Genomic DNA, 25,237 nt, shown 5'->3' with positions numbered 1-25,237 from the left:
ATGGTACATATCGATTTAATCCTTTTAAAGGTAATTATATCATACTAAAAAAAAGATCCTTAATGAAATGAAAACCCAACATTTGTCTAAATTATGAAGGATAGAATAAAAATTTGCAAAATATTTAATTTTGTTAACTATTCGTTTTTCACCTGAATTTAATCAATAAAAAGTGTTTTTGCAACAATCCAAACGGTTTTTTAGGAAGGAAAATGGTGTAATAAGACCATTTCCTCGATTTTTTAATCGATGGAAGAAAGAGTATGATTAAAGCATAGTAAAGAGGAAGGAGTGAAAAGATGATTAACCAGGTTACCCTCGTCGGCAGGCTTACGAAGGATCCCGAATTAAGATACACACCCGATGGCAAGGCTGTTTCCAATATCACGTTAGCAGTCAACCGGAACTTCCGTAATACTGTCGGTAACTATGAGGCGGACTTCGTACAGTGTATCATATGGAGGAAGTTGGCTGAAAATACTGCTCAATATTGTAAAAAAGGTACAACGATTGGCATAACTGGCAGAATACAAACAAGGAGATACGAAAATCAGGAGGGCAAATATGTATATGTAACTGAAGTGGTTGCCGAGAGGGTTCAGTTCATTGGGGCAAAACATCATGATGTTAAACCCAAAGATTTTGAACATATTGGTTTATAAGTGTTGCGTGGAAGTTGGCATAAGCTTGCCACAGCACGAAAGAAAGAATGTTTTCAAGAAAATGTAAAATGTGGTGAAGACCCAAGTGAAAACTTCAAATAATGAATAGTAGGATCAATTTGATGCTTACTACATTTGAAACAATAAAAGTATTTATATGACCATAATGAAAAATACATGCAAAATTTAGTGATGCTTGACAGGGGTATATAGATTATCTTTCACCCATCCATTCATTCCCCAAAAGCTAATATAGCTTCTCCCCGCTGGAAACCTCGATTTACCCTCATTAAAATCGAATTATCTGATTTCCCCATTGTAATGACTGCAAATATGCAGTCATTTTTTTGTGCCAAAATATGAGTAAATAGGAAAAAATAAAAAAATAATTCTGTTAAATTAGAATTTTTAGAAAATATATTGTAATATTTTAACTTTGATGCAATAATAAACCCAATAATATAATTGGAAAAAAAGTTATATATAGGAAGTGATTTGATGGACGAACCAATTATTAAGGTGAATGGGCTGCGAACCAGTTTTCGTACTGACGATGGGGTGATTCCCGTCGTGAATTCAATCGATTTCCATGTCAATCCTGGTGAGGTTTTAGGGATTGTAGGAGAATCGGGATGCGGAAAAAGCGTAACTTCTCTGTCCATCATGGGTCTGGTTCCTTCGCCGGCTGGTAAGGTGGAGGGGGAAATCCTTTTTAAAGGAGAGAACATCGCAAATGCCTCTGAAGCGAAAATGAGAAAAATTCGCGGGAATGATATAGCGATGATATTCCAGGAACCGATGACTAGCTTGAATCCTGTGTTCACAATTGGAGAGCAGCTGGTCGAGACGCTTCGGATACATAAAAAATGGAACAAGAAACAGGCCCGGCATAGAGCGGTGGAAATGCTGAAGCTGGTTGGGCTTGGCCGAGCCGAGGAATTGCTCAAAGAATATCCGCATCAGCTTTCGGGTGGAATGAGACAAAGGGTCATGATAGCAATGGCCATGATTTGCGAGCCGAAGCTCCTTATAGCCGATGAACCGACAACGGCTTTGGATGTGACGATCCAGGCACAAATCCTGGAGCTAATGAAGAATTTAAATAAAGAAACGGACACGGCAATCATGATGATTACCCATGATCTGGGGGTAGTGGCGCAAATGTGTGAACGTGTCATTGTCATGTATGCCGGCAAGGTGATAGAGGAAGGAAATGTGCAAACGATTTTCCAAAACCCTAAGCATCCTTATACGGTCGGTTTACTTCAGTCGATTCCCGATATGCGAATAAAGAAGGATCGCCTTTACTCGATACCGGGTAATGTGCCGAAACCTGGGACAAGCAATCTAGGGTGCCAGTTTGCCCCCCGATGCTCCCATGCCATGGAGCAATGTATAAATGAGACCCCGTCTCTATTGAAATTCGATGAAGGTCAGCATGTTCGCTGCTGGCTGTATGAAGATGGGAAAGGAGCTGCCTTGCATGAATCAAACATTGGTTAAGGTAGAAAACCTAAAGAAGCATTTTCCGATCAAAGGGGGGGTTCTCGGAAAGACCATCGGAGAGGTCAAGGCAGTTGATGGTTTGTCTTTTTCCATTTATAAAGGGGAAACCTTGGGACTTGTCGGTGAAAGCGGTTGCGGAAAGTCTACGACGGGAAGATTATTGCTTCGATTGCTTGAGCCGAGTGAGGGTAATGTTTATTTCGAAGGAAAGGACCTGACAGCTTTATCTTCCAGTGAAATGAGAAAGATGCGCCGTGAAATGCAGATGGTCTTCCAGGATCCATTCGCTTCCCTCAATCCCAGGCATACTATTGAGAAAATATTGGAAGAACCGCTCATCGTTCATGGGGTTAAAGATAAAAAGGCGCGAAAGGCCCGTGTACAGGAACTTCTTAAGGTTGTTGGCTTAAGCAGTTACCATGCTAAAAGGTATCCGCATCAATTCAGTGGGGGCCAGCGGCAGCGTATTGGCATCGCGAGGGCTCTTGCAGTCAACCCCAAACTGATCATTGCCGATGAGCCGGTATCGGCACTGGATGTTTCGATCCAGGCACAGGTCTTGAATCTGTTGCAGGATTTGCAGGAAGATTTTGATTTGACCTACTTGTTCATTGCCCATGACCTTGGAGTGGTGAGGCATATCTCCGACCGTGTCGGTGTCATGTATCTGGGACATATCGTTGAATTGACGGAAAGTGAAGGACTTTACGAAGATCCGCTTCATCCATATACGCAGGCTTTACTATCAGCCGTGCCCATCCCGGATGTGGAATACAAAGGGGATAGGGTAATCCTGCAGGGAGATGTTCCAAGCCCATCAAACCCGCCCGGAGGCTGTCCATTCCATACGAGATGTCCGAAGGCGATGGAAGGGTGCAGTACGGAAAAGCCAATCCTGAGTGAACATAAACCTGGTCACTACGTTGCCTGTCATTTATACAATTGACACGACGTATACATAAATTCGCAAATAATAAGGGGGAAGAATATGAAGAAAACATGGGCATTATTGCTGACTGGTATCCTGGCTCTTTCACTGGCGCTTGCGGGATGCTCCTCGTCTACATCAAAAGAGAAAGATGATGGTAAAGGGGGATCGAGTGAAGCGAAGGGCGGCGTATTGATATACGGTAAAGGCGGAGACGCTGTCGGCCTTGACCCGGCTATCGTAACCGATGGGGAATCATTCATCGTCACACAGCAGATTTTTGAAACGCTTGTGAAATATGGAGAAAATGATACGGAAATCAATCCGGGTCTAGCAGAATCATGGGAAGTGTCCGATGACGCAAAAACATACACATTCAAATTGAAAACCGGAATCAAGTTCCATGATGGTACGGATTTCAATGCAGATGCAGTCGTAAAAAACTTTCAACGTTGGGCACAAAGTAAGGATGAGGGGAAATTTGCGTACTATGCCTCCATGTTCGGTGGATTTGAAGGTGATGAAGGCCATGTCATCAAAGAAGTGAAAGCGATCGACGCCAGCACGGTGGAATTCACTTTGAACCGTCCGCAGGCGCCGTTCCTGAAAAACCTTGCCATGCCTACATTTGCAATTGCCAGTCCGGCTGGAATTGAAAAAGAAGGTGACGACTTCACTAAAAATCCATCTGGTACAGGTCCTTTCAAATTCAAATCATGGAAACCTGGCGATACGATTGAAGTGGTGAAAAACGATGACTACTGGCAAGAAGGACTGCCGAAACTTGACGGAATCACGTTTAAGGTCATAAAAGATAACTCTGCGCGTTTAAATGCTGCAATCAAGGGTGAAATCGACCTGATGGACGGATTGAACCCAAGTGATATCAGTAAGGTTACAGGAGATGAAAACCTGCAAATATTCGAACGTGCATCCATGAACGTCGGGTACTTTGCTTTCAATGTTGAGAAAGCGCCATTCGACAAGAAAGAAGTGCGTCAAGCCATCTCGCATTTGATCAATAAAAAGGAAATCATTGATAATTTTTATGAAGGCACAGCAGAGCCTGCCAAGAACCCTATGCCGCCATCCGTTTCTGGCTACAATGACAAAGTCGAAGACTATGATTACGATGTAGAAAAAGCGAAAGAACTGCTGAAAAAAGCTGGGCTTGAAGACGGGTTTAAAATGGACCTATGGGCAATGCCGGTACCGCGCCCATATATGCCGGATGGTCAAAAAGTGGCTGAAGCCATTCAAGCAAGCTTAAAACAAGTCGGCATCGAAGCGAATATCGTTTCGTACGAATGGGCGGCATATTTAGAGAAAGTGCAGGCTGGTGAAGCCCAATCCTTCATGATGGGCTGGACAGGTGATAATGGAGATGCGGATAACTTCCTTTATACATTATTGGATAAAGATAATATCGGCTCCAACAACTATGCCCGTTACGCAAACGATGAGGTCCATAAACTGCTGATCGAAGCTCAGTCCACTGCAGATGAAGCCAAGCGCAATGAACTGTATGGAAAAGCACAGGAAATCATCCATGATGATGCTCCATGGGTTCCGCTTGTACACTCTTTACCGCAGTTAGCCGGATCTAAGACGGTCAAAGGGTTTGTTCCACATCCAACTGGTTCACAATCCCTTGTTAATGTTTCACTAGAAAATTAACCGTACGAACCGGGTAGTATGGAGTCTTGCATGCTTCCCGGTTTTGTTATGGAATGTATTTCAAAATGATCAAGGGCGCTTCACAGGACCCTTATTTAAAAGGAGGGTGATTGTTTTGTTTTCCTATACCGTACGACGTTTAGGATCTCTCATTCCGGTGTTACTTGGAATGGCATTTATTGTATTCATGATGATTCGGGCGATTCCTGGAAATCCAGCACAGGTGATTTTAGGGCAGCAAGCAACCGAAGAGGCGGTCGCTGCAATGACAAAGGAACTTGGTCTTGATAAACCTTGGTTCATTCAATTTTGGGATTATTTATCAGGTCTGTTAAAGGGAGATCTGGGTGTTTCGTTAAAAACGAATAGTCCGGTTTCTGAAGAAATTGGCCCATACCTAATGGCCACGATAGAACTGGCCTTGATCGCCATGATCATCGCCGTTGTCATAGGGGTGAATGCAGGAATCATATCAGCTTGGTTTCAAAACTCATGGTTTGATTATGTCGCCATGGTGATTGCGTTGATTGGTCTGTCCATGCCTATTTTCTGGCTGGGATTAATGGAGCAATACATCGTTTCGATTCAATGGGACTTACTTCCGACGACAGGGCGGGATAATATCAGGGATCCCGTTGAGGCCATGACCGGCCTGTATTTGATAGATACACTCATAGCTGGCAGGGTTGATCAGTTTTTCGAGGTGATCAAACATCTCATTTTGCCGGGGATGGCGCTTGCGACCATTCCGATGGCCATTATTGCAAGGATGACACGTTCGTCCATGCTGGAAGTTATGAGATCGGATTTCATTCGTACGGCTCGTGCAAAAGGGATGAGAATGTTTTGGGTTGTTTACAAGCACTCTCTTAAAAATGCCCTGATTCCAGTGGTGACGGTTATCGGCCTGCAGACAGGATTACTTTTAGGCGGCGCCATATTAACGGAAAACATTTTTGGATGGCCAGGTATCGGTACATATATTTATGATGCAATACTATCTCGGGATTATCCGGTGATACAGTCCGGAATTCTCGTCATCGCCTTTTTGTTTGTCATGATTAATCTAGTTGTGGACTTGTTGTATGCAGCGATCGATCCTAGGATTAAGTATAAATAGGGAGGGAAACTCATGCCTGAAATAGCAACGAATACTTCGCCAATCATTCCTCCAAAAGAGGCAGAGGAAAAAGTCATCTCTCCCTGGAAGGAAGGATGGAAAAGTTTTAGGAAAAATAAGGTGGCCCTTGTGGGTTTGGGGATTGTTGCATTTTTTATCTTAATCGCCATCTTCGCGCCCGTTATAGCACCTTATTCATTTGAGGGACAAAAGCTAAGTGATAAACATTTGGCCCCATCTGCGGAGCATTGGTTCGGTACGGATGAATTTGGACGTGATATTTTGAGCAGGGTCATTTATGGCTCGCGCATATCAATAGGGGTCGGCTTCTTATCTGTTGCCGGATCTGTCGTGGTTGGTTCTTTCTTGGGAATCATTGCCGGTTACTACGGCAGGTGGATAGATACGATCATATCGAGGGTCTTTGACATCATTCTGGCCTTTCCAAGTATCTTGCTTGCCATTGCTGTCGTAGCCGTTTTGGGACCTTCCCTTCGCAATGCACTTATTGCCATTGCCATCGTCAATGTCCCGATATTCGGCCGGCTTTTACGTTCACGGGTCTTAACGGTGAAAGAAGAGGAATATGTAACCGCTGCGAAGGCAATTGGAATGGGGGATGGCCGCATTCTCCTTCACCACGTCCTTCCGAATAGTCTTGCACCGATTATCGTTCAAGGTACCCTGGCGATTGCAACTGCCATAATTGAGTGTGCGGCACTGGGCTTTCTCGGTCTTGGTGCACAGCCGCCAGCACCAGAGTGGGGAAAAATGCTTGCTGATTCCAGGGCGTTCATCATTCAGGCACCATGGACGGTTCTTTTCCCTGGCCTTGCAATCATGCTTACGGTACTAGGCTTTAACCTAATGGGGGATGGGCTGCGCGATGCATTGGATCCAAGAATGAAAAACTAGAAGTAAAAGGGTGATGTTGGTATAACATCACCATCTTTTTGCCGTTAAGCTTGTAAATCTATTAAAATATGAAAAATAATAACAAAATCCTAGTTCGAAATAGGAAAATAGTGACTATTACCCCTTAAAATCACCCCAAAAGTTGTGATACTTTTATACTCAGTAAGAATATTCCAAAAATTGATTATATTAGAGGAGGAAAGTTCATTGATTAAACGCAGCTTGACCATTCTAGCAATCTTTCTATTAGTATTTACTGCAAGCGTTTCCGCAGCCAAGCTCCCAGATCCCCCGACAGGCTCGGGCGGTGCAGGTAAGAAGAATCAGGAAAGTATTATAAAGCTGAAGAAAAATGATTTGGGGAAGAAATACAAAAGCAATGAGAAAGTCAGGGTCATTGTAGAGATGAAGGAAGCCCCTGCAATAGAAACAGCTTCGAAAGAAGGAAAACTTTTTAAACAGTTATCGAAAACTAAGAAACAACAATTAAAGTCCGAAAAGCTGGCTAATCAGAAGAAATTGAAAAAAAAGGTGAAAGAGAAAAAAATAGCATTCAAGGAACTTGAAAGTTTTACGACAGTCGTAAATGGGTTCAGTGGTGAACTTCAGTATGGTGAAATCAAAAAGGTGGAAGCCATGCCTGAAGTTGCTGAAGTACATATTGCGAATGAATATGAACGTCCTGTAGAAAAACCCGAGATGCTATATAGTAAAGAACTTGTCCAAGCCCAGGAAGCTTGGCGGGAATATGGATATAAAGGGGAGGGGATGGTCGTCGGGATTATTGATACCGGAATCGACCCATCTCACCGTGATATGGTCCTGAACGACGAGACTAAGGCTGAACTGACTGAAAGTGAAATAAGCGGGATGAAGGAATCTAGCCATCTATTAGGCAATTATTATACGGCGAAGGTGCCTTATGGATACAATTACATGGATGAAAACGAAGAAATCCTCGACCTTGGTGAAGGGGCTTCCATGCATGGAATGCATGTAGCAGGTACGGCTGGTGCCAATGGAGATGAAGAGAACGGCGGCATTAAAGGGGTGGCTCCTGAAGCCCAGCTGCTGGCCTTAAAGGTATTCGGGAATGATCCCGACATGCAGTCAACATGGGGCGATATATACATTAAGGCGATTGACGATGCCATCATCCTTGGGGCGGATGTGCTGAATATGAGCCTTGGCTCCACTGCAGGTTTTGTATCGGCAGAAGATCCGGAGCAGCAGGCGGTATCCAGGGCTGTTGATAATGGGATCCTCATGTCAATTTCAGCAGGAAACTCGGCGCACTTTGGAAATGGATTTGCAAACCCGTCAGCCTCGAACCCGGATATTGGCGTTTCAGGTTCACCTGGACTTGCTTACGATTCTGTACAAGTGGCATCGGTAGAGAATAACTATATGGATTTGGATGCAGCGACTTATGAGATAAACGGACAAACAGGTAAAGCTCCGTTCATGTCGGCTTCAAGCGTACATCCCAATGCTTTGAAGGTTAAAACATATGACTTGGTGGCTGCAGGTATTGGGACGCCGGAGGAGCTTTCCAAAGTGGATGTTAAAGGCAAGTTCGCCCTCATCGAGCGCGGTACGCTTTCATTTATAGAAAAGACGCAAAATGCCCAGGCAGCAGGAGCGGCAGGAGTCATCATTTACAATAATGCTGACGGTTATATTTCAATGGCCACAGATCCAAGCATCACCATTCCTCAGCTTTTCATGTTGAAATCGGACGGTGCAAAGCTGAAAGCAGCCTTAACGGATGGTGAAAAGGTGAAGGTTACCTTTAATGGTGATAAAACAAAAGCTGTAAATCCAGAAGCAGGGAAAATGAGCTCATTCAGTTCATGGGGAGTCGCGCCGAACCTGGATTTCAAACCGGAAATCACTGCTCCGGGCGGACAAATTTATTCAACGCTGAACAACGATGAATATGGAATGATGAGCGGTACTTCGATGGCGGCACCACATGTTTCCGGCGGCTCGGCACTGGTTCTTGAACGAGTGGATAAAGAATTTAAATTAGACGGATCTGCCCGGGCTAATTTAGCGAAGAACTTGATGATGAATACTTCAAAACCATTGACGGATCAGGGTGTCGTCAATAAGGCCTTTGACTGGGAAAACCCTTACTCGCCTCGCAGGCAGGGAGCCGGGGTCATGCAACTGAATTCCGCATTGTCCACACCTGCTGTCGTGACCGAGGCATTCACGAAAGAAGCGAAGGTTGCAATGAAGGAGATCGGCAATAAGTTCGCCTTCACTTTAAAGGTTGAAAACTACAGCAACAAAGCAGTCAAGTATGATGTAAAAGGAAACATCCAGACGGACTATGCAATCCAGGGACAACTGGGTTATTCCGCTGATGAGCTGGAAGCACAGGAAATTAAGAACGCTTCGATTAAAATCAATAATAAAAATACAAATAAGATTACCGTTCCTGCAAAAAAATCGGTTACATTCGAAGTGAAAGTGGATATAACCGATGCAAAGGTACTTGGCGATGACCTTCAGACTCTTGTAGACATCGACAAGGTCTTTCCAAACGGATATTTTGTTGAAGGGTTCATTTCATTGAAGGATCCAGCCGATACGAATCCGGAACTGAATGTACCGTATGTAGGGTTTAAAGGAGAGTGGGACAAAGCCCCGATCCTGGATGGCACTAAATATGACAAAGAGTCTTTCTATGGCATGGCAGGAGGAGTATCGACAGCAGGCGAAGATTTCACTTATCTTGGCTATGACCCTGCAGGAAAAACATTTAATGGAAAAAATATTGCAATTTCCCCAAATGGTGATGGGGCACAAGATGACTTCGTGCCTGTCCTATCATTCTTAAGGAATGCGAAAAAGGTAGAATACAATATATTGAATGGTGAAAATAAGTCAGTCCGGAAACTTCGCACAGAGAATAATGTACGTAAGGACTATTACGATGGCGGACAAGGGACTGCATACACCCTGGACCCGGCCCGTAAATGGGACGGTAAAATCAATAATGCACTCGCTAAGGATGGGGTCTATTATTTTGAAATCAAAGCGATGATAGATTACAAAGGTGCGAAATGGCAGACGTTTAAAATGCCTATCAAAATCGATACGGTAAAGCCGACAGTCAAGATTTCGAAAAAAGGCAATGTATTGACCATCCAAGGTAAGGATAATTTGAATGGTTCAGGGCTTGCTTATTACGATGTGCAGGTCGATGGAGCATCCATCTTGGAAGAAGCGCTCCCAGCGAATACGAAACAATTCACCTTACCTGATGTAAAAGGGGAAAAGGTTCAAGTAGTGGCAATTGACTATGCAGGTAATGAAAAAACGGCTGAAACCGAATTAGCAAGCGATTCGGCTCCGATCGATAATCATGCACCAGCCGTAAAGATCAAGAGTCCTGAAGCCTTGAGCGTGAACAATAAAACTAAAATCAAAATAACTGGAGAAATTGAAGAAGCGTCGGAAATAACGGAATTTAAAATCGACAATAAAACGGTACCCGTAACGTATAACAAGACGAATAATAAATATCAATTCTCATATGAAAAGAAATTTGTAGATGGTGTCCAAAGCTTCACGGTTAAAGCAACCGATAAATGGGATAACACGGTTTCCTTTAAACGGACGATTATGGTCGATGCAACAAAGCCAGTGTTAAAAGTTAAAGGTGTACCGGAAACTGTGGGAGCTAAAGCAAAGAATCCAAAAGTGGACGTGACGGTAGAGGATAATTTCGATGAAATCCGCCTTTACCTGAACGGAAGCGAAGTATTCTATCATGAATTCAAGGAACCATACAAAATGCGTGCCTATAAGAAGAAGATAGAGGATTTGGAGCTGCCGCTTAAAACAGGTAACAATAAGATTGAATTTAAGGTGACCGATCTTGCAGGGAATGAATCGAAGAAATCCTTTAACATCAATAAAGCTAAAAAATAATGAAAAACAGCCCTCTTATCCAAGAGGGCTGTTTTTGCGTAATAAGATTTCTCAAGCATGGATTTGATGAATGAATTCTTTCATGCATTTTATGAAGCGGTTTGCTGCGTTTTCACCGTGCAAATATGGAAATCTATTTGTGGCGAAGTATTTTCATTTTCCGGCAGGTATATGGAATGGGATGAAAGAATTAGGTATAAAGAACCTATTATAAGGAGGGTATCTATGAATTATAAGAAGAAACCCAGCAATAAAGTAAGTAGTCTTGGAGTTACAGTGAAATTCGAAAGGAGTGGAAGCGACAGTTCATATCTTACAAAAGCGAGTTTCTTTGATGCACTTCAGCACGTCCATTCCCCCTTTGAAAAGGATCCCCGCTCAGATTCACCCTATCAGGATTTTCCTCTATGTCCGGAGGTTACCCTTTCTTTTTTTGAAAGAGGTGCTAAAACATCTATTAATTATGATCCCCACCAAGAAAAGATCATCATTGAGGAAAGTTCAGAGACATATCAGCCGAATAAGGGTGAGGCGCTTATTGCAATCCTCGATCATATCATGATCAATCATGGCTATCACCATTCTTTTTTCATCATCCAGCAAAAAGGGCGGAACGTTAAGATGAAAGCTGCCAATCGGTGATATCATCTTTTAAAACGGCAGGAAATTGTAAGGCATTGGACTTCCGTTAATGAAACGTACGCTCAATAAGGATGGAGCTTCCTGGCAGCTTATCCTTATTGAGTGTCTCCCCATCCTCTCAAAATGTCAAACCATCCGCCGAATGATCTTCGAAAGGGTTTGGATGCCAAAAGCTAATTGATCCTTCGAGGCGTATGAATATGAAAGCCGTATATGTGTATGGTCATTCGGTTCGTATATATATCCCGGATTAAGGAGTATGTTCTCCTTTATCGCTTGCTTGAAAAGGTGAGGATTCACGATGGGCTTACATAATTTTAACCATATATAAAATCCGCCATGAGGCATTTTCCACTCTGCCAGTCCCTTAAAATATTGATCGAGAAGGGCTAATGTAAAATCTCTGCGATCTATCAACTCACGCCTTAGCCACTCTAAATGCCTTGAATATTGACCATTTGCTAACCATTCTGCCACAAGGTGTTGGGAAAGTGCACTTGAACCGTAATCCATTTGCATTTTAATGTCCGCCAAACGTTCAATAACAGTTATCGGGCCGGCAATCCATCCGATACGCAATCCAGGGCTTAATGTTTTGGACATACTGCCAATGTGCAATACAAGGCCATCTGCATCAAGTGATTTCAAAGGCGGCGGTGGTTCCTTTTCAAACCACAAATCACTATATACGTCATCTTCAATTATCGGAATCTGTTCTTTTTTGCATAGTGATAGGAGGTTTAGTCTTTCTTCTTTTGTCCATGTAGTATTTGTTGGATTGTTAAACGTTGGAACAGTATAAAACAGGGACGCTTTCTTCCTTCCATTGATGCGCCTTATTTGTGTCGGGATGCTTTCCCGGCCTTGTATGGATAAACCTACTAATTGCATGCCGGCAGATTGAAAAGGGTGAACGGAATTTAAATAGGAAGGGGATTCATGTAAAATCAATGATCCCTTTTGAAGCAAACCAACTGAAATCAACTGGAGTGCCTGAAGCCCGCCAGAAACGACCATGAGGGAGCTGGGACTTGCGTTGATTCCTTTTGTTTCTAAATAAACACTTATACATTGGCGAAGTCTCTTATTACCCTTGGGTTCGGAATAACCTAATGAGTGGGCATCAAAAGAAGTGGATCGCAATGTCTTTTCGATTTGTTTTGTAGGCAATAGAGCTGGAGATAGTTCGCCCGTGCCCAATCTGATGATGGCGGTGTCCGTTTCATACTGATTAATGTCCTGAATCGTTTTTAAATTAGGTTCATGAAGGCCATTCAGGACATAGTTTTTCCAATCGGGCTGTTTGCTGGAGACGAGCACATTCCATGTATTATTGGAAACGAATGTGCCGGACCCAATCTTGGTTTCCAATAATCCATCTGCAATCAACTCATCTATGGCTGTAATGAGGGTACTTCGGTTTACACCAAATGAGTCGGCCAATGAGCGCTGTGACGGAAGCTTGGTCCCAACCGGCCATTCCCCTCGTGTAATTTGTTGTTTGACCCAATCCACGATTTGTTGGTGAAGTGATTGGTCGGAAGCCCGGTTTGGTCTCCATTCGATAAACATGCGAAAACCACTCCTTTCATATGCTAGATTCATAATATATTGGTTGGATTGAAAACCAACCAATTGGATGGTCAATTCCCTTGTTCTTTTCATTATACTGAATATGAAGGGAGGGGGTATTCGTATGGGGCCGTTTTTTCATGGATTATTATTGGCATTAGGGCTGATACTTCCGTTGGGCGTGCAAAATGTATTCATTTTTAATCAAGGAGCAATCCAACCTACAATAAAAAGGGCATTGCCAGCAACGATCACAGCTGCAATTTGTGATACAGTGCTCATCCTGTTAGCTATTTTAGGTGTTTCGTTGGTTGTCATGCAATATGATTGGCTGCGCCTTACATTAATCATAATAGGAGTTATATTTTTATTGTATATGGGTTTTCAGATTTGGTTTGCCAAACCGAATTCACAGTCAGGTGCCCAATCCATGCAGATGTCGACCAAAAAGCAAATTGTGTTTACTCTATCTGTCTCATTACTGAATCCGCATGCAATCTTGGATACGATAGGTGTAATCGGTTCGAGCTCACTTGTTTATTCCGGGAAAGATAAAATGATATTCACCATAACGTGCATCTTTGTGTCATGGTGCTGGTTCCACGGATTATGTCTTGCGGGGCGATTGCTGAAAAAAGTTGATACATCCGGGAAATTCCTTGGTATATTAAATAAAATTTCTGCAATCATCATTTGGATCACAGCTCTCTATATGGTGAAATCGCTTTTTTGAATCAGAAAAACGTATTCGAATTGGATGATGTCAGGCATTCAACGGTTGAAAAGTTACAGGGCGCTTATGGACAAAAAAAGGGGAATGCATACCATATGCATTCTCCCTTCTTTTGTCCTGATAAGCTGACTACCTGCCCTCATTCATCTTCATATCGTGAGAGCGGGTTATTGTAGAGCAACCAAGTCCTTGATTTCCTCTGTGGAAAGTTCGGTGATCCAGTTGTCACTGCTTATGATCTCGTCGTTCAGGGCTTGCTTTTTATCAAGCATCTGGTCGATTTTTTCTTCCAGGGTCCCTGTGCAGATTAGCTTATGCACGTGAACGAAACGCTGTTGCCCAATTCGGTATGCACGGTCGGTGGCTTGATTTTCAACAGCCGGGTTCCACCAGCGATCATAGTGAATCACGTGGTTCGCTTCTGTTAGATTAAGACCAGTGCCGCCTGCTTTCAATGAGAGTATGAAGACGGGGAATTCCCCATCCTGGAATCGGGCGATCATTTCATCACGCTGCTTCTTGTTCGCACTCCCGTTCAGGAATGGCACTTCAAAACCATATCGTTTTTCCAGCAATTCTTTAATCATATTGCCCATCCCGATATATTGTGTGAAGATGAGGCAGCTTTCATCCTGTTCACGGACAGCATCGATAAGCTCTGTCAGCTTCTCGAGTTTGCCAGATCGGTTAGGTGCCTTCATGATGTTTTCATTTTCCGTCTCTTTTAAGTAAAGAGCGGGATGATTGCAAAGCTGCTTGAGCTTATTCAACATCTGGAGGATGATGCCTTTTCTTTCAAAGGCAGACAGTTGTTCGATATCCGTGAATGTATCTTTTATCAGTTGTTCATACAACGATGCTTGCTCGGTAGTAAGCGGTACGAATTCCTTTTGTTCTTGCTTATCCGGAAGATTGAGGGCGACTTCTTTATCGCGTTTTGTACGGCGAAGCAAGAAGGGCTGTATCAAACGCTGCAATTCCTTGATTTTATCCTTCTGTTCATCACGCTCGATGGTCGCCACATATTTTTCCTGAAACTGACCTAGCGTACCGAGATAACCTTTGTTGATGAAGTCAAAAATCGCCCACAGCTCACTTAGACGGTTTTCCATCGGCGTACCCGATAAGGCAATATGATGTCTGCCGTTTAGCTTGCGGACCGCTTTGGATTGCTTTGTTTGAGCATTTTTGATGTTTTGTGCTTCATCGAGGATGACGCTGCTCCAATGGATGGTGGTCAGTTCAGCCGTATCTTGGTGGGTCAGTCCATATGATGTTAAGACAATATCATGATCGGCTGCCAGTTTAGTAAATGCTTCGCCTTTAGCACGATTCGATCCGTAATGAAGGTGAACTTTAAGTGATGGTGCGAATTTTTCCAATTCCTTTTGCCAGTTGCCCAGGACCGATGTCGGGCAGACGATGAGCGCCGATTGTACAGAAACGGATTCGGGGGCAGTGGTAATGATTTCGACCTCATCACTGCTCTCTGCGCTACTATCCTCTTCGACGATGATCGGTTCACTTTTTTGTTCGTCCTTGGGGGCGGTGGGGAGCTCTTTACCGGCTCCGTCTTTGCCTTTCACATGAAGTAGGTAGGCAATCATCTGGACGGTTTTCCCAAGTCCCATATCATCAGCTAGACAAGCACCAAAACCATGCTCCCTTAAAAAAAGAAGCCAGCTCATGCCCAGTTTTTGATAGGGCCGTAAATCACCTTGAAGTGCATCAGGGACGGGCAGGATGGAAATGTTTTTGGTTTCCCGGAGTCTTCCTACCATTTTACGGAGCTCTTGGTTCAATTCAAATTGAATCCGGAGCATTTCGCCGTTTTCAGAATCGTCATCGCCATCTTCGTTTACTCCATTCAACAATTCCTGCTGTAGCAAGTCAGTCAATTGGATGCCTTTTTCATTAGCTGTTTCCATCAGCTCCTGAATTTGTTTGATGAAAGCTGGATCAAGCTTGACCCATTGGCCGCGGATGAAGACAAGCCGCCTTTTTTCATTGACGAGCTCCTCGAACTCCGCCTCGGTGAGCTCTTTGCCATTTAATGAGAACCGCCAATCAAAGTCCATTAAAGCTTTTAACCCGACATAAGACGGGCCGCGGTTCGATTGGCTCTTCACTTTCGCCTTGACCTTCAATGAGGACTCCTTCAATGCAAGCCACCATGATGGGAGGAGAATTTCGACGCCAAGAAACAGGAGCTTTTCGCTTGCGTCGGTCAGGAACTCCCATGCATCCGTTTCTGAAATCTCCCTTTTCAGACGTCCATTCTCCCCAAGCCACGGCACGACGAGCTGCCAGCGTTTTGTAGCACGGACCACTTCACTTGCATACTTATTCCAGCCGCGCGGTAGTTTTTTCCCTGTATATGTCTCAATGATATTCTCATCCCTTTTTGAACGAAGGGTAACATCGAGTACCCAAGGCCCGTTGCCATCAGGAGGCTCAGTTAAACGGAGACCTATGGTGAATGGTTTGGGATCGGGCAGGGTGCCTAGCCATTCCTGCCAGCTGTCTTTGTCAAAAAAGGCCTGCAATTCTTCGGGGGAAAGTCGTGTATCCTTTAATGCCCCGACGGCTTCGCTCCATTTATGCTGCATGGGTGAGTAGTTATTTAAATACATATTAGCGGCACCGTTATACCACTTTTCGATAAAGGTACGGTTGGTTTCCAGTTCAGGTGAAGGGAGGTCCAAAGATATTTCCTCTTCCCAAAAGGAAGGGACGAATTCCTCTTCCACTTCTTCCGGCAGCTTCCAGCCGATGGAGTCCAACTGAAGATTAGTGAAATCCGGAACGGGGATTCCGGCTTCAATGGATTCATGAAGAACGGGCGCTGCTGACAGGCAAAGGGAGGATAATTCAGACCATTCCCATTCTATGAAGGAGTTAAAGCTTTCCCTAGCAAAAAAGTTGAGAAGCCCCCAAGCGTCAAGAATGAATACTTGATTTCCATCCACTATATCCGTAGTCATTTTAGTGCCATAAAAGCTTGCGTCATCCCAGTTGAATAACAGCCTGCGTATATAATTCGTAGTGAGGAAGGTATTCTCTTCATTGACGACACCAAGGGCGTAAGTTCCGTTTTCGAGAGCCGCTATTTTGATTTTTAATTTCCCTGGATTAAACATCGATAAGCTTACCCCTTTTTAGTTCTTCTTGGAAAGCGCGAAGCCGTTTAGTTGAATCTGCTACATAAAGTATATAACGATCGAATACGTCTTCCTTTTTGCTCTTTTTATAAATGGTGCGCATCCTTTTCAAATAACGGACAGCTTGCTTATAAGCAGGCCGATTTTTCAAAGAAACTTTTTCCTGGACCGCATGATAATAAAGGGGCAGGATAAGTTCCGGTTCTTTTGAGACCACTTCTTTTATGGATTCACTGCTGATTAAGTCAATGCTGATTTCCGAGTAAATATGCATCTCCACCCATTTTTTATATTGTCCTTGTTCAAAAAGGAAATTTGCATAGTTCCAATAGCTGTGCGGAAGGGTGGCCCTGTAAAATTTCTCAAGCAAATCGGTCCGTTTTAATTTATAACAGCAACTGTTAATCAAAGTCGTGAACGTACGGACGAAATCCACCCGTTTATAATAATCGGATAAACCGGAAAGGAATTCCTGGACATTATTATTGATGAATTCAATGAAAGGGATGGCACGTGACCGGTTGTCAGATTCAGCCAGGAGATTCAGCCAATAGAAAATGTATGGACAGGCTTCCTTCTTCAATTCATGAAGAAGCTCAATCGCTTGCTTATCCTGGCTCTCCAAAAGGGATAGGTGAATGGCTGCGAGGGCATAGGACGTCCTCTCAGTGGTGCCCATATACTTGTCGGGAAGTTCCTTGGTGATTCTTTCCAGTTCCTCTTTGCGCCAGGAAGAGTTGGAGAATAAGTAGCTCCATATCTCCCGGTAGAGGTCGATCTTTTCGTATTCCAGGCCTTCTCCGCCATCCAGTAGTTTAGCTACATCTTCCTTGATGCTGAAAACGAAGGGATCGAAGGCGAATGGCCTCGCTTGCCTGCTAAGCGGCTGTACAGATTCATGCAGCTCTTCTGCCAGGTCGACGGCAAGTGCATAAAAGACCCTGATCGTTTGCGTTTCACTTTTATGCAGCTGAATCATTCTCAGTGTCTGCTGCATCGTGCAAAATTGCGTGACGAAATGATAAAGCAACTTCCATTCCCTTTCCATTGGAGCTTTTGAGCTAAGGCGTTTAAAGTAAGTTTGTATATGATTTTCAATCATATACGTAGCCTCGCCTATATGAGGCTCGACATGTTCCGCAAAGGAATCATTGACGAATTGCTTCCATGATGGGTAGCTTTTATCTAAGATGATTGAATTCGCCGCAGACTGTTTAAGTAATTCACTTGCCCGTTTAACTTGCTTCAGTGCTTGGGCAGTTGAGATGTTTTTGGGTGCTTTCCATTCGCTCAGCCATTCGGATACACTAGCATGTTCAGAATATGCAGAAAAGAAAACGGCCATTTGATGCCGGCATATGAACCTTGAATCACATGTACAGCTTCCATCCTGAGGGGAGAGCAGGTTCAGCCTGGCCTTAAAGCGTGTCCCATCCTGTACCTCAGCCGCAATCGCATCCGCCGCTTCTTCTTTAATATCAACGAGCCCCTGACGGTATAACTGGAGCCCTTGATTCACCACAGCTGAATCTTCCGGATCCCCGGCCTCCAAAAATTCCGGCAGCCGCTCCCCAACTAACAACAATTCCCGCTCCATACTCTCCTCCTTCAGGGACAAGCCCTGTTTACCAAAATTTATATTTTTTGTATGATCATGAACCATCAGTTCTTAACTTATCGTAATCCCGCCCCAGGTTATTCTTGGGACGTGCATATATTGATTGCCGGACTTTTTCCATGGCCGTTCTCTTTACGTTCTAATCCATATATTGAACAAACCATTACAACTTCTAGCCGTATATTCATTAAAACCCTGTAAAAGTCAATATCGTCAAAAATCCCCTTGAATATAAGCGGTTCGGATTTAAAAGGGGAATAACTGGCATTAACGTTAACCATGCCTGAAATCCTTTCATCCTCATCACGCTTCACCAAACTAAGTGATAGGGGCGGAACCTTTTTTAAAGGGGCGTTTTTTGAAGCATCTCTTTATTATACTTCATTTTGGCTTGGAATTTAAAATGTAGAATGGAGGTTTTGAAAATGATGCGTGAGAAATTATACAAATACCTGGTGAATGGCTCAGTTGTAGGCAAATGGGGTTCTATATAAAACTTATAACAAAGTTGACACGAGCGGGTGCCTGATGCAACGTTCAAATCGTCCTGCCTAAAAAAACTGCAGACAAACTCAATTTTCATCGAGTTTGTCTACAGCCTGGGGCCATTTACGTGGGAATGGCCAAAATGAAAGAATTAGTTTATTTTCATTTCGTTCTTCCAACTGTCCAACTTTTTGTTGATGAATGTAACAAAGGTATGATTTTTTTGTAAATTGAACAGAAACGCTGACTTTTCCAAGTACTCTTTTGCCTCTTCAAAGTTACCTATAAGTTCAAAATTGTAACCTAAATGGTAGTGTAAATCAGCTAAGGCATATAGTTGATCATGTTCGAGGCACCACTTTATGGCATCTTGGCAGCAGGCAATGGACTCTTCGTATCGGACCAGGCGTGTTAACACTCTGCCAAAATTATAGGATAGGCGTGTCTTTAGCGTTTTATCCGTCAAAAAGGGTAGGGCTTTCAAGTGATCCAAAGCTTTCCTTAACAAGGCGAATGCATCTTCGTACTTTTCTTCGGCAACATACATTACACCAAGGCTGCTTAAGATTTCAAGCTCCCGTTCCGAATATATTTTGTCGGTCGTATGAGTAATGGCGATAGCCTGATTAATGAATTCTATGGCTTTATTTAGATCTTTATTTTTTTCATATTCATATATTCCCTTGTGCCAAAGAATCAATTGATGATTCTTTTTATTCTGAAGAAAGAGGGGGCTGTTTTCCTCAGCCTTTACAATTTGCTGCATTTCCTCGTAATTACGGGTTCTTCTGGCTATTTTTAATTGATAAATCACTTCTTCAACGTAATCAAGCCTAGGGGTCATTCCAATATCGAAAAAATAGTTTACATCAACGCCTAAACGTTGGGAAATTAAGTAGAGGGTGGATGCATATGGATAGACATCGCCTTTTTCAATCTTGCTGATCTGTGCTTGTGTACAAATACCGGATGCCAACTCTTCTTGGGAAAGCCCGATTTGTTTACGTAGCTCTTTGATCTTTTGTCCAACTGCAAAAAAATCCATTTTGATTCTCCTTAAAATATGCCTAGAGTTATATTTGGTCATGAAAAATCGGTGAAATCGGTATGTACAGGTCCTGAACGCTATAAATAGAATCTTTAGTCGAATTATATGGTTTTAAGAAGTGTGGTTAAATATAACTATAGAATTATTTTCTATTTTAACCAATATTTTTTCAGAAGAAAAGGAGGAATGACCTATGAAAAAAAGTACTAAAGCATTAGTCGTATCTTTTCTTATCATCGCTGCTTTTGTTATTGTCCCTAGCGAATTACCAGGCCTTTACGCAGAACTTCCAGGCTTATATAAATAAGTAATTGAATCTTTCCTATCAAACATTCAAGCATCTTCATTAGAAGATGTTTTTTTATTATTATTAAGTGATTATTCTTTTGCGCATATTCCTGTAGTTATAATTATCTATGAATGGGGAGTGTAAGGTCCATTTGGTAGGTGCGGAAGGAACGTGAGCGTAGTTTGTAACGCCTATTTCCCTTTAATGATTTTGTTATAGTGTAAATAACAAAACGGAGAGAGGTGTAAGGTTAATATGGATATCAATATGAAAGTTCAACCCTCTTTTTACGATGATGAATGTGCCATTGTGTTTTCTTTTTATTTTGATAAGGCAACCAGGAATATTGGTGAAGCTGTGGTGTACACATGCAAAAAGTCAGATCAAAAAGAATACAGCCAAGATCATATAGATACAGATATACAAGAAAAAATCGCTTATATTAAAGAGTTTTCCATTGCAGATGAATATCAGGCAACCTCGATGAAGAAAATTAAACATTTTTTGAATGTAATCGGTATCAAGAAATGTGTAAAGCAAAACCTTCAGGGAAATGAAATAGCATTTTAAATGATAAAAACTCATGACTTCAACCCGTCATGAGTTTTTATCATTTAAATGAGAGTTTTGTGCATTCATCTTCCTTTTGATGAAATCGCTCATTTGTTTCCGTTCACTTGGTTTAGCGTTATTTGTTCTTTCAAGAAATTTAAAGTGTTGTCTATTGCTATCGGATTTCATGATGTCTCTCCTTTGCATTTTTTATTTACCCATTTCTCATTAGTTAAAACATGATTTTCATGATAAAGGAAAAAACGAGCAAGAAATTTCATAATTATTCCTATAGTTATATTTTTTGCCGTTAATCCCTGTGTATAAGGATTAATTAGATAATAATAAGTGGTAATGCCTAAATATGGGTGAATTTCGTGTTTTATCATCCTTTGAAAAAATGTTAAAATGGTCCGAATATCGGATTTTTCATTAGAAACATCAGTTTCTAGTACCCTAAAGTGAAGAGGGTTGAAGAACTCTTTTCGATGGCCCCCGAGAACATGCTTGGGGGATTTTTTTATTTGGACAATTTGTCCACTTTATTTCTATAATATGTTTCGTTTTATTTGTATATGCAAGGGTAAATATAAGAAATAAGATGAATTAAACCTGTTTTTGCAATCGGAGGAATATATTTTATGGATGTGAAAGTGAAAAATGATTCCACGAAGCGAACTTTCCAGCAGTACATTTTTCCATTTGCACTTGAAGGAAAGATGATTGAAAAGTTTGTGGAAAAGTTGTTTGAGGACAAATTCGTTTTTTTGAACTTGAAAGATATGGAGCAACAAAATCAATTTTACGGTGGTCATAAAGTTTCTCACCGTAAATTGGAAAAGTATTTCATGCCTTACATCGAGCCGATTTTATTTCCGGGTAATGCAAAACAGAAGGAAGGCATGCGGCGTTTCACGAAAAAACTGGATATTGAATGTACCTTCGAATCACCTTATCTAAATACCCCATTTAACATCAACTCTATAGATATCTTCATATGCCCATTTCATATCGGCATGATGAATCTTCGCATTACTTTGCCTGAAGGACTTTCTTATGATGATGTGCTCTATTTTGGAGATACATTCCGAATCCTTGAACCGATTGCTGATGATGAAGAAAAAACGAAAGTAAGCTGTCGGGAAAATCAGTATGAACAGGTGAAGGATTTCATCTTCAATGAACTATTGCCGCCAATTGAGGAATATATGGATGAAGAACAAGGGAACCCGACGTATTTTGGCAGTTTGCCCTTCTTCATCGATGAAAGAATGTACGTGATCAGTTATACTGCATTCCCTGAGAATCGTGAAATTACTAAAAATGATTTATTCCGCATCAGTGAGCTGAACGGGTATGACGATGATGGCGAGCCATACATAGGCGCATTAAATCCCGATTATATAGAAAATTATTATCAAGAAAGGGTATATGACAGGTGGGGCAAGGAAACCTATTATATAACTAGCATGTATCATTTTGCATGTGTCACGAAAGCGAAAGGTAAACTGGAGCAGGAACTGGCAAGCGAAATGTATGGCCAGCACTTTTATACAGTGTTGCTTTTCTTCTATTATAAAATCGTACTGCTCAAATTGGCCCATGAACATTCCCAGATTGATGTGGAAAAAGATCAATCGGATACGGAACAGCTGATTTTCATGATCACTCAGTTTTCTGCAAAGTACTTATTCACTGAAGTCAATAGTACGGCAATCGGTAAAGAGCTATTCAAAAAAACGGATGAAGCCTTCAGAATTGCCGCTCTTTACAGTGAAGTGAAGGAAACACTTTCCTACCTCTATCAAAATCAGGATAAACTGTCCGGGAAAAGCAGTAATTATCTATTGCAGATTCTAACGATTTATACGGTTGTTTCCGGGATATTCGGAATGAATCTATATATTGAGGATTGGAAAGGGAAATTACCGTGGAAAGCTTATATGAATTACACCTTATACGAATGGGTAGCTGTCATTGTTACGACAAGCGGTCTAGTCATTTCGGCCATCTTGGGCTTTTTCTTCCTGAAAAAATGGATGCAGGAGAAAAAAAGCCGAAAAAAAAGAATGCTTTAATATAAAAGTCCTGTACACTATGTACAGGACTTTTGCTTTAGAAAAAACATGGTCAATTAGAAAAATGAAGAAATTCGGGATACAAAATCCCCCATTTCCCTAATATTTTGCTAAACTATAGGTATATCATTCTAACTATTCATTAGGAGGAAATCATGAAGAAACTAGCTTTAGTTTCCAGCTTATTGTTGATGAGCGTATTGTTCCTGGCCGGATGCTCGGATGAGCCAAGTCCGGAAGATCGCTTTGCGGCATATACGAAGCTTTGGAATAAAAAGGATTTTGCTAAGATGTACGAGTATCTGTCGCCTGAGACAAAGAAAGAAATCAGTGCGGATGAATTTGCGAAGCGTTATGAAAAAATCTATACGGGCATAGAAGCCGACCAATTGAAGGTGGACTATAAACAGCCTAAAGAAGAGAAAGATCATAAAGATGGAGAAAAGGTAAGCCTTTCATATACCGTTGACATGTCCACCATGGCTGGTGCTGTCAGCTCTGACCATAAAGCTACACTTGTCAAGGAAGGGGAAGGCGAGGAAGAAAATTGGTACATCAAATGGGATGAAAGTTATATATTCCCTCAATTGGAAGCTGGTGAGAAGGTATCAGTTGAAACGTATCCAGCCATTCGCGGTGAAATTGTCGATCGAAATGAACGCGGCCTTGCCATGAATGGAACGGTAGCAGAAGTGGGAATCGTACCAGAGAAAATGGCCAACGAATCCGAAACGGTTAAAAAGGTCGCTGGAATCCTCAATATGTCCACCGACGAAGTGAATCAGAAATTAAAACAATCATGGGTAAAGCCAAGCTATTTCGTGCCCATAAAGAAAATGTCAAATGATAATACCGCAACATTGGAAAAGCTATTGAGCATTGCCGGTGTATCTATCAATAATACGGAAGAGCGTATATATCCGTATAAAGAGGCTACTGCCCATCTGATTGGATATGTCGGTGAGGCATCTGCAGAAGATCTGGAGAAATTGAAAGGAAAAGGTTATACCGCAAGTGATGTTATTGGCAAGAGAGGTCTTGAGGAAGTGCTGGAAGCACGGCTTAAAGGTGAACCTGGAGGTAAAATCTTTATTAAAACCGAAGACGGCGAAGAAAAAGTGATTGCTGAAAAGCCTGCTGAAGAGGGAGAAACGATTACCTTGACCATCGACGCCGAGCTTCAAAAGGATATCTTCAAGCAATATAAGAACGAAACTGGATCGGCATCGGCAATTGATCCGAAGACAGGCGAAACGCTTGCACTTGTTTCAAGTCCGTCATTCGATCCTAATAAATATATTTTCGGGATAACAAAGGCGGAACAAAAAGCGCTTGAAGAAGACCCGGAAAAACCCCTTTTGAACCGCTTCAGTTCGACGTTTGCACCTGGTTCGACCATTAAGGCCATCACTGCGGCAATCGCTCTGAAAAATGGTGTGGATCCGAAAGAGTCGATCAATATCCAAGGGAAAACGTGGGCCAAATCGACATGGAAAGATCATTCCATTACAAGGGTGTCGGACCCCGGTGTACCTATCGATATGGAAAAGGCATTAATTTATTCAGACAATATTTACTTTGCCCAAAAAGCATTGGGGCTTGGAAAGGAAAAATTCACAAATGGACTCAAGGCATTCGGATTTGATGAGCCTTTGAACTACGATTATCCGATCAAAGCATCGAGCATCGGTAAGATCGACAGTGAGGGACGCTTGGCAGATGCAGGATATGGTCAAGCGCAAGTCCAAATGAGTACGCTACATCTCGCCATGACCTATTCAGCTTTCTTGAATGAGGGAAACGTCCTGGCACCTTCGTTAATAACAGGAGATAAAACGGAAAAGAAAATATGGAAAGAAAATGCAATATCAGCAGACCAAGCAAATCAGGTCACCAAGATGCTGACACAAGTGGTGGAACATCCTAAGGGAAGCGGACATGGAATAGATGATCTGGGCATCAAAATCGCTGCCAAAACGGGAACTGCCGAAATCAAGGCATCCAAAAATGCTGACGGAACAGAAAATGGCTGGTTTGTTGCCATGGACACGGAAGACCCGGAACTTCTCATGGCTTGGATGATGGAAGATGTAAAAGGTCGAGGCGGAAGCCATGTCGTTGTCGATCATATGAAACCGGTGTTGAAGAAGTATTTGAAGTAAAGAAAAAAGTCACCAATCAGACCAATAAAAGCGGGACATGGTTTCTTCCATGTCCCGCTTTTATTTTTTTTACACGTTCAGAACTCCAATTTGTTAAGACGATAAAGCTGGGTTTGAAGGATAATGAGTCGGACATACAGAAT

The 25,237-nt window shown here is 42.3% G+C and carries 17 protein-coding genes; 12 read left to right on the top strand and 5 right to left on the bottom strand.

Annotation, left to right across the window (positions count from 1 at the left end; all coding sequences use genetic code 11):
* Nucleotides 1-299: 299 nt before the first annotated feature.
* The 8 genes from ssb (at nt 300) to ACQKNS_RS17320 (ending at nt 11,395) form a co-directional block, all read left to right on the top strand.
* Complete coding sequence (gene ssb / locus ACQKNS_RS17355) at nt 300-662, top strand: single-stranded DNA-binding protein (protein WP_427644567.1); 363 nt, start codon at nt 300-302, stop codon at nt 660-662.
* 498 nt (nt 663-1,160) lie between these two features.
* Nucleotides 1,161-2,165: an ABC transporter ATP-binding protein gene (locus ACQKNS_RS17350; protein WP_185150822.1), complete on the top strand. Its 1,005-nt coding sequence runs from the start codon at nt 1,161-1,163 to the stop codon at nt 2,163-2,165.
* Nucleotides 2,146-3,114: an ABC transporter ATP-binding protein gene (locus ACQKNS_RS17345; protein WP_427644566.1), complete on the top strand. Its 969-nt coding sequence runs from the start codon at nt 2,146-2,148 to the stop codon at nt 3,112-3,114. The genes ACQKNS_RS17350 and ACQKNS_RS17345 overlap by 20 nt, the downstream gene beginning before the upstream one ends.
* Nucleotides 3,115-3,156: 42 nt before the next feature.
* Nucleotides 3,157-4,773: an ABC transporter substrate-binding protein gene (locus ACQKNS_RS17340; RefSeq protein ID WP_427644565.1), complete on the top strand. Its 1,617-nt coding sequence runs from the start codon at nt 3,157-3,159 to the stop codon at nt 4,771-4,773.
* Between the two features lie 115 nt (nt 4,774-4,888).
* Nucleotides 4,889-5,893 (top strand): ABC transporter permease, encoded by a 1,005-nt coding sequence (locus tag ACQKNS_RS17335; protein ID WP_427644564.1) that lies wholly within the window; start codon nt 4,889-4,891, stop codon nt 5,891-5,893.
* A 12-nt stretch (nt 5,894-5,905) separates the two neighbouring features.
* Nucleotides 5,906-6,808, top strand: a complete 903-nt coding sequence (locus ACQKNS_RS17330) for an ABC transporter permease (protein ID WP_427644563.1) — start codon at nt 5,906-5,908, stop codon at nt 6,806-6,808.
* A 207-nt stretch (nt 6,809-7,015) separates the two neighbouring features.
* Complete coding sequence (locus tag ACQKNS_RS17325) at nt 7,016-10,753, top strand: S8 family serine peptidase (protein WP_427644562.1); 3,738 nt, start codon at nt 7,016-7,018, stop codon at nt 10,751-10,753.
* A gap of 225 nt (nt 10,754-10,978) precedes the next feature.
* Nucleotides 10,979-11,395 (top strand): hypothetical protein, encoded by a 417-nt coding sequence (locus ACQKNS_RS17320; RefSeq protein WP_427644561.1) that lies wholly within the window; start codon nt 10,979-10,981, stop codon nt 11,393-11,395.
* 126 nt (nt 11,396-11,521) lie between these two features.
* Here the strand turns inward: ACQKNS_RS17320 and ACQKNS_RS17315 are convergent, their stop codons facing one another.
* Complete coding sequence (locus ACQKNS_RS17315; RefSeq protein ID WP_427644560.1) at nt 11,522-12,967, bottom strand: PLP-dependent aminotransferase family protein; 1,446 nt, start codon at nt 12,965-12,967, stop codon at nt 11,522-11,524.
* Between the two features lie 124 nt (nt 12,968-13,091).
* Between ACQKNS_RS17315 and ACQKNS_RS17310 the strand changes: the two genes are divergently transcribed.
* A complete protein-coding gene (locus tag ACQKNS_RS17310) occupies nt 13,092-13,700 on the top strand; it encodes a LysE/ArgO family amino acid transporter (RefSeq protein ID WP_427644559.1) in 609 nt (202 codons plus the stop codon).
* Nucleotides 13,701-13,867: 167 nt separating this feature from the next.
* On the opposite strand, the gene ACQKNS_RS17305 is transcribed toward ACQKNS_RS17310, so the two are convergent.
* The 4 genes from ACQKNS_RS17305 to ACQKNS_RS17290 all read right to left on the bottom strand — a co-directional run bounded on the left by ACQKNS_RS17305 (nt 13,868) and on the right by ACQKNS_RS17290 (nt 20,010).
* Nucleotides 13,868-16,840, bottom strand: coding sequence for a DEAD/DEAH box helicase (locus tag ACQKNS_RS17305; RefSeq protein WP_427644558.1), 2,973 nt, complete (start codon nt 16,838-16,840; stop codon nt 13,868-13,870).
* The gene (locus ACQKNS_RS17300) at nt 16,833-18,458 is read right to left on the bottom strand and encodes a hypothetical protein (RefSeq protein WP_427644557.1); all 1,626 of its coding nucleotides are present in this window, start codon (nt 18,456-18,458) and stop codon (nt 16,833-16,835) included. The genes ACQKNS_RS17305 and ACQKNS_RS17300 overlap by 8 nt, the downstream gene beginning before the upstream one ends.
* 98 nt (nt 18,459-18,556) lie before the next feature.
* Complete coding sequence (locus ACQKNS_RS17295) at nt 18,557-18,760, bottom strand: hypothetical protein (protein ID WP_427644556.1); 204 nt, start codon at nt 18,758-18,760, stop codon at nt 18,557-18,559.
* 356 nt (nt 18,761-19,116) lie between these two features.
* On the bottom strand, nt 19,117-20,010 hold the full coding sequence (locus tag ACQKNS_RS17290) for a helix-turn-helix domain-containing protein (protein WP_427644555.1): 894 nt from the start codon (nt 20,008-20,010) through the stop codon (nt 19,117-19,119).
* Nucleotides 20,011-20,557: 547 nt separating this feature from the next.
* On the opposite strand from ACQKNS_RS17290, the gene ACQKNS_RS17285 reads away from it, so the two are divergent.
* The 3 genes from ACQKNS_RS17285 (at nt 20,558) to ACQKNS_RS17275 (ending at nt 25,094) form a co-directional block, all read left to right on the top strand.
* Nucleotides 20,558-20,872 carry a hypothetical protein gene (locus ACQKNS_RS17285; protein WP_427644554.1) on the top strand — a complete coding sequence of 105 codons (315 nt, stop codon included), beginning with the start codon at nt 20,558-20,560 and terminating at the stop codon, nt 20,870-20,872.
* Between the two features lie 623 nt (nt 20,873-21,495).
* The gene (locus ACQKNS_RS17280; RefSeq protein ID WP_427644553.1) at nt 21,496-22,932 is read left to right on the top strand and encodes a hypothetical protein; all 1,437 of its coding nucleotides are present in this window, start codon (nt 21,496-21,498) and stop codon (nt 22,930-22,932) included.
* Between the two features lie 155 nt (nt 22,933-23,087).
* Complete coding sequence (locus ACQKNS_RS17275; protein WP_427644552.1) at nt 23,088-25,094, top strand: penicillin-binding transpeptidase domain-containing protein; 2,007 nt, start codon at nt 23,088-23,090, stop codon at nt 25,092-25,094.
* Nucleotides 25,095-25,237: the final 143 nt, after the last annotated feature.

Origin of the sequence: Peribacillus sp. NPDC094092 (genome assembly GCF_050279365.1) — a bacterium.
Lineage (GTDB): Bacteria > Bacillota > Bacilli > Bacillales > DSM-1321 > Peribacillus.
The sequence above is the reverse complement of the archived record's forward strand: the minus strand, read 5'-3'. Positions and strand labels throughout refer to the sequence as shown.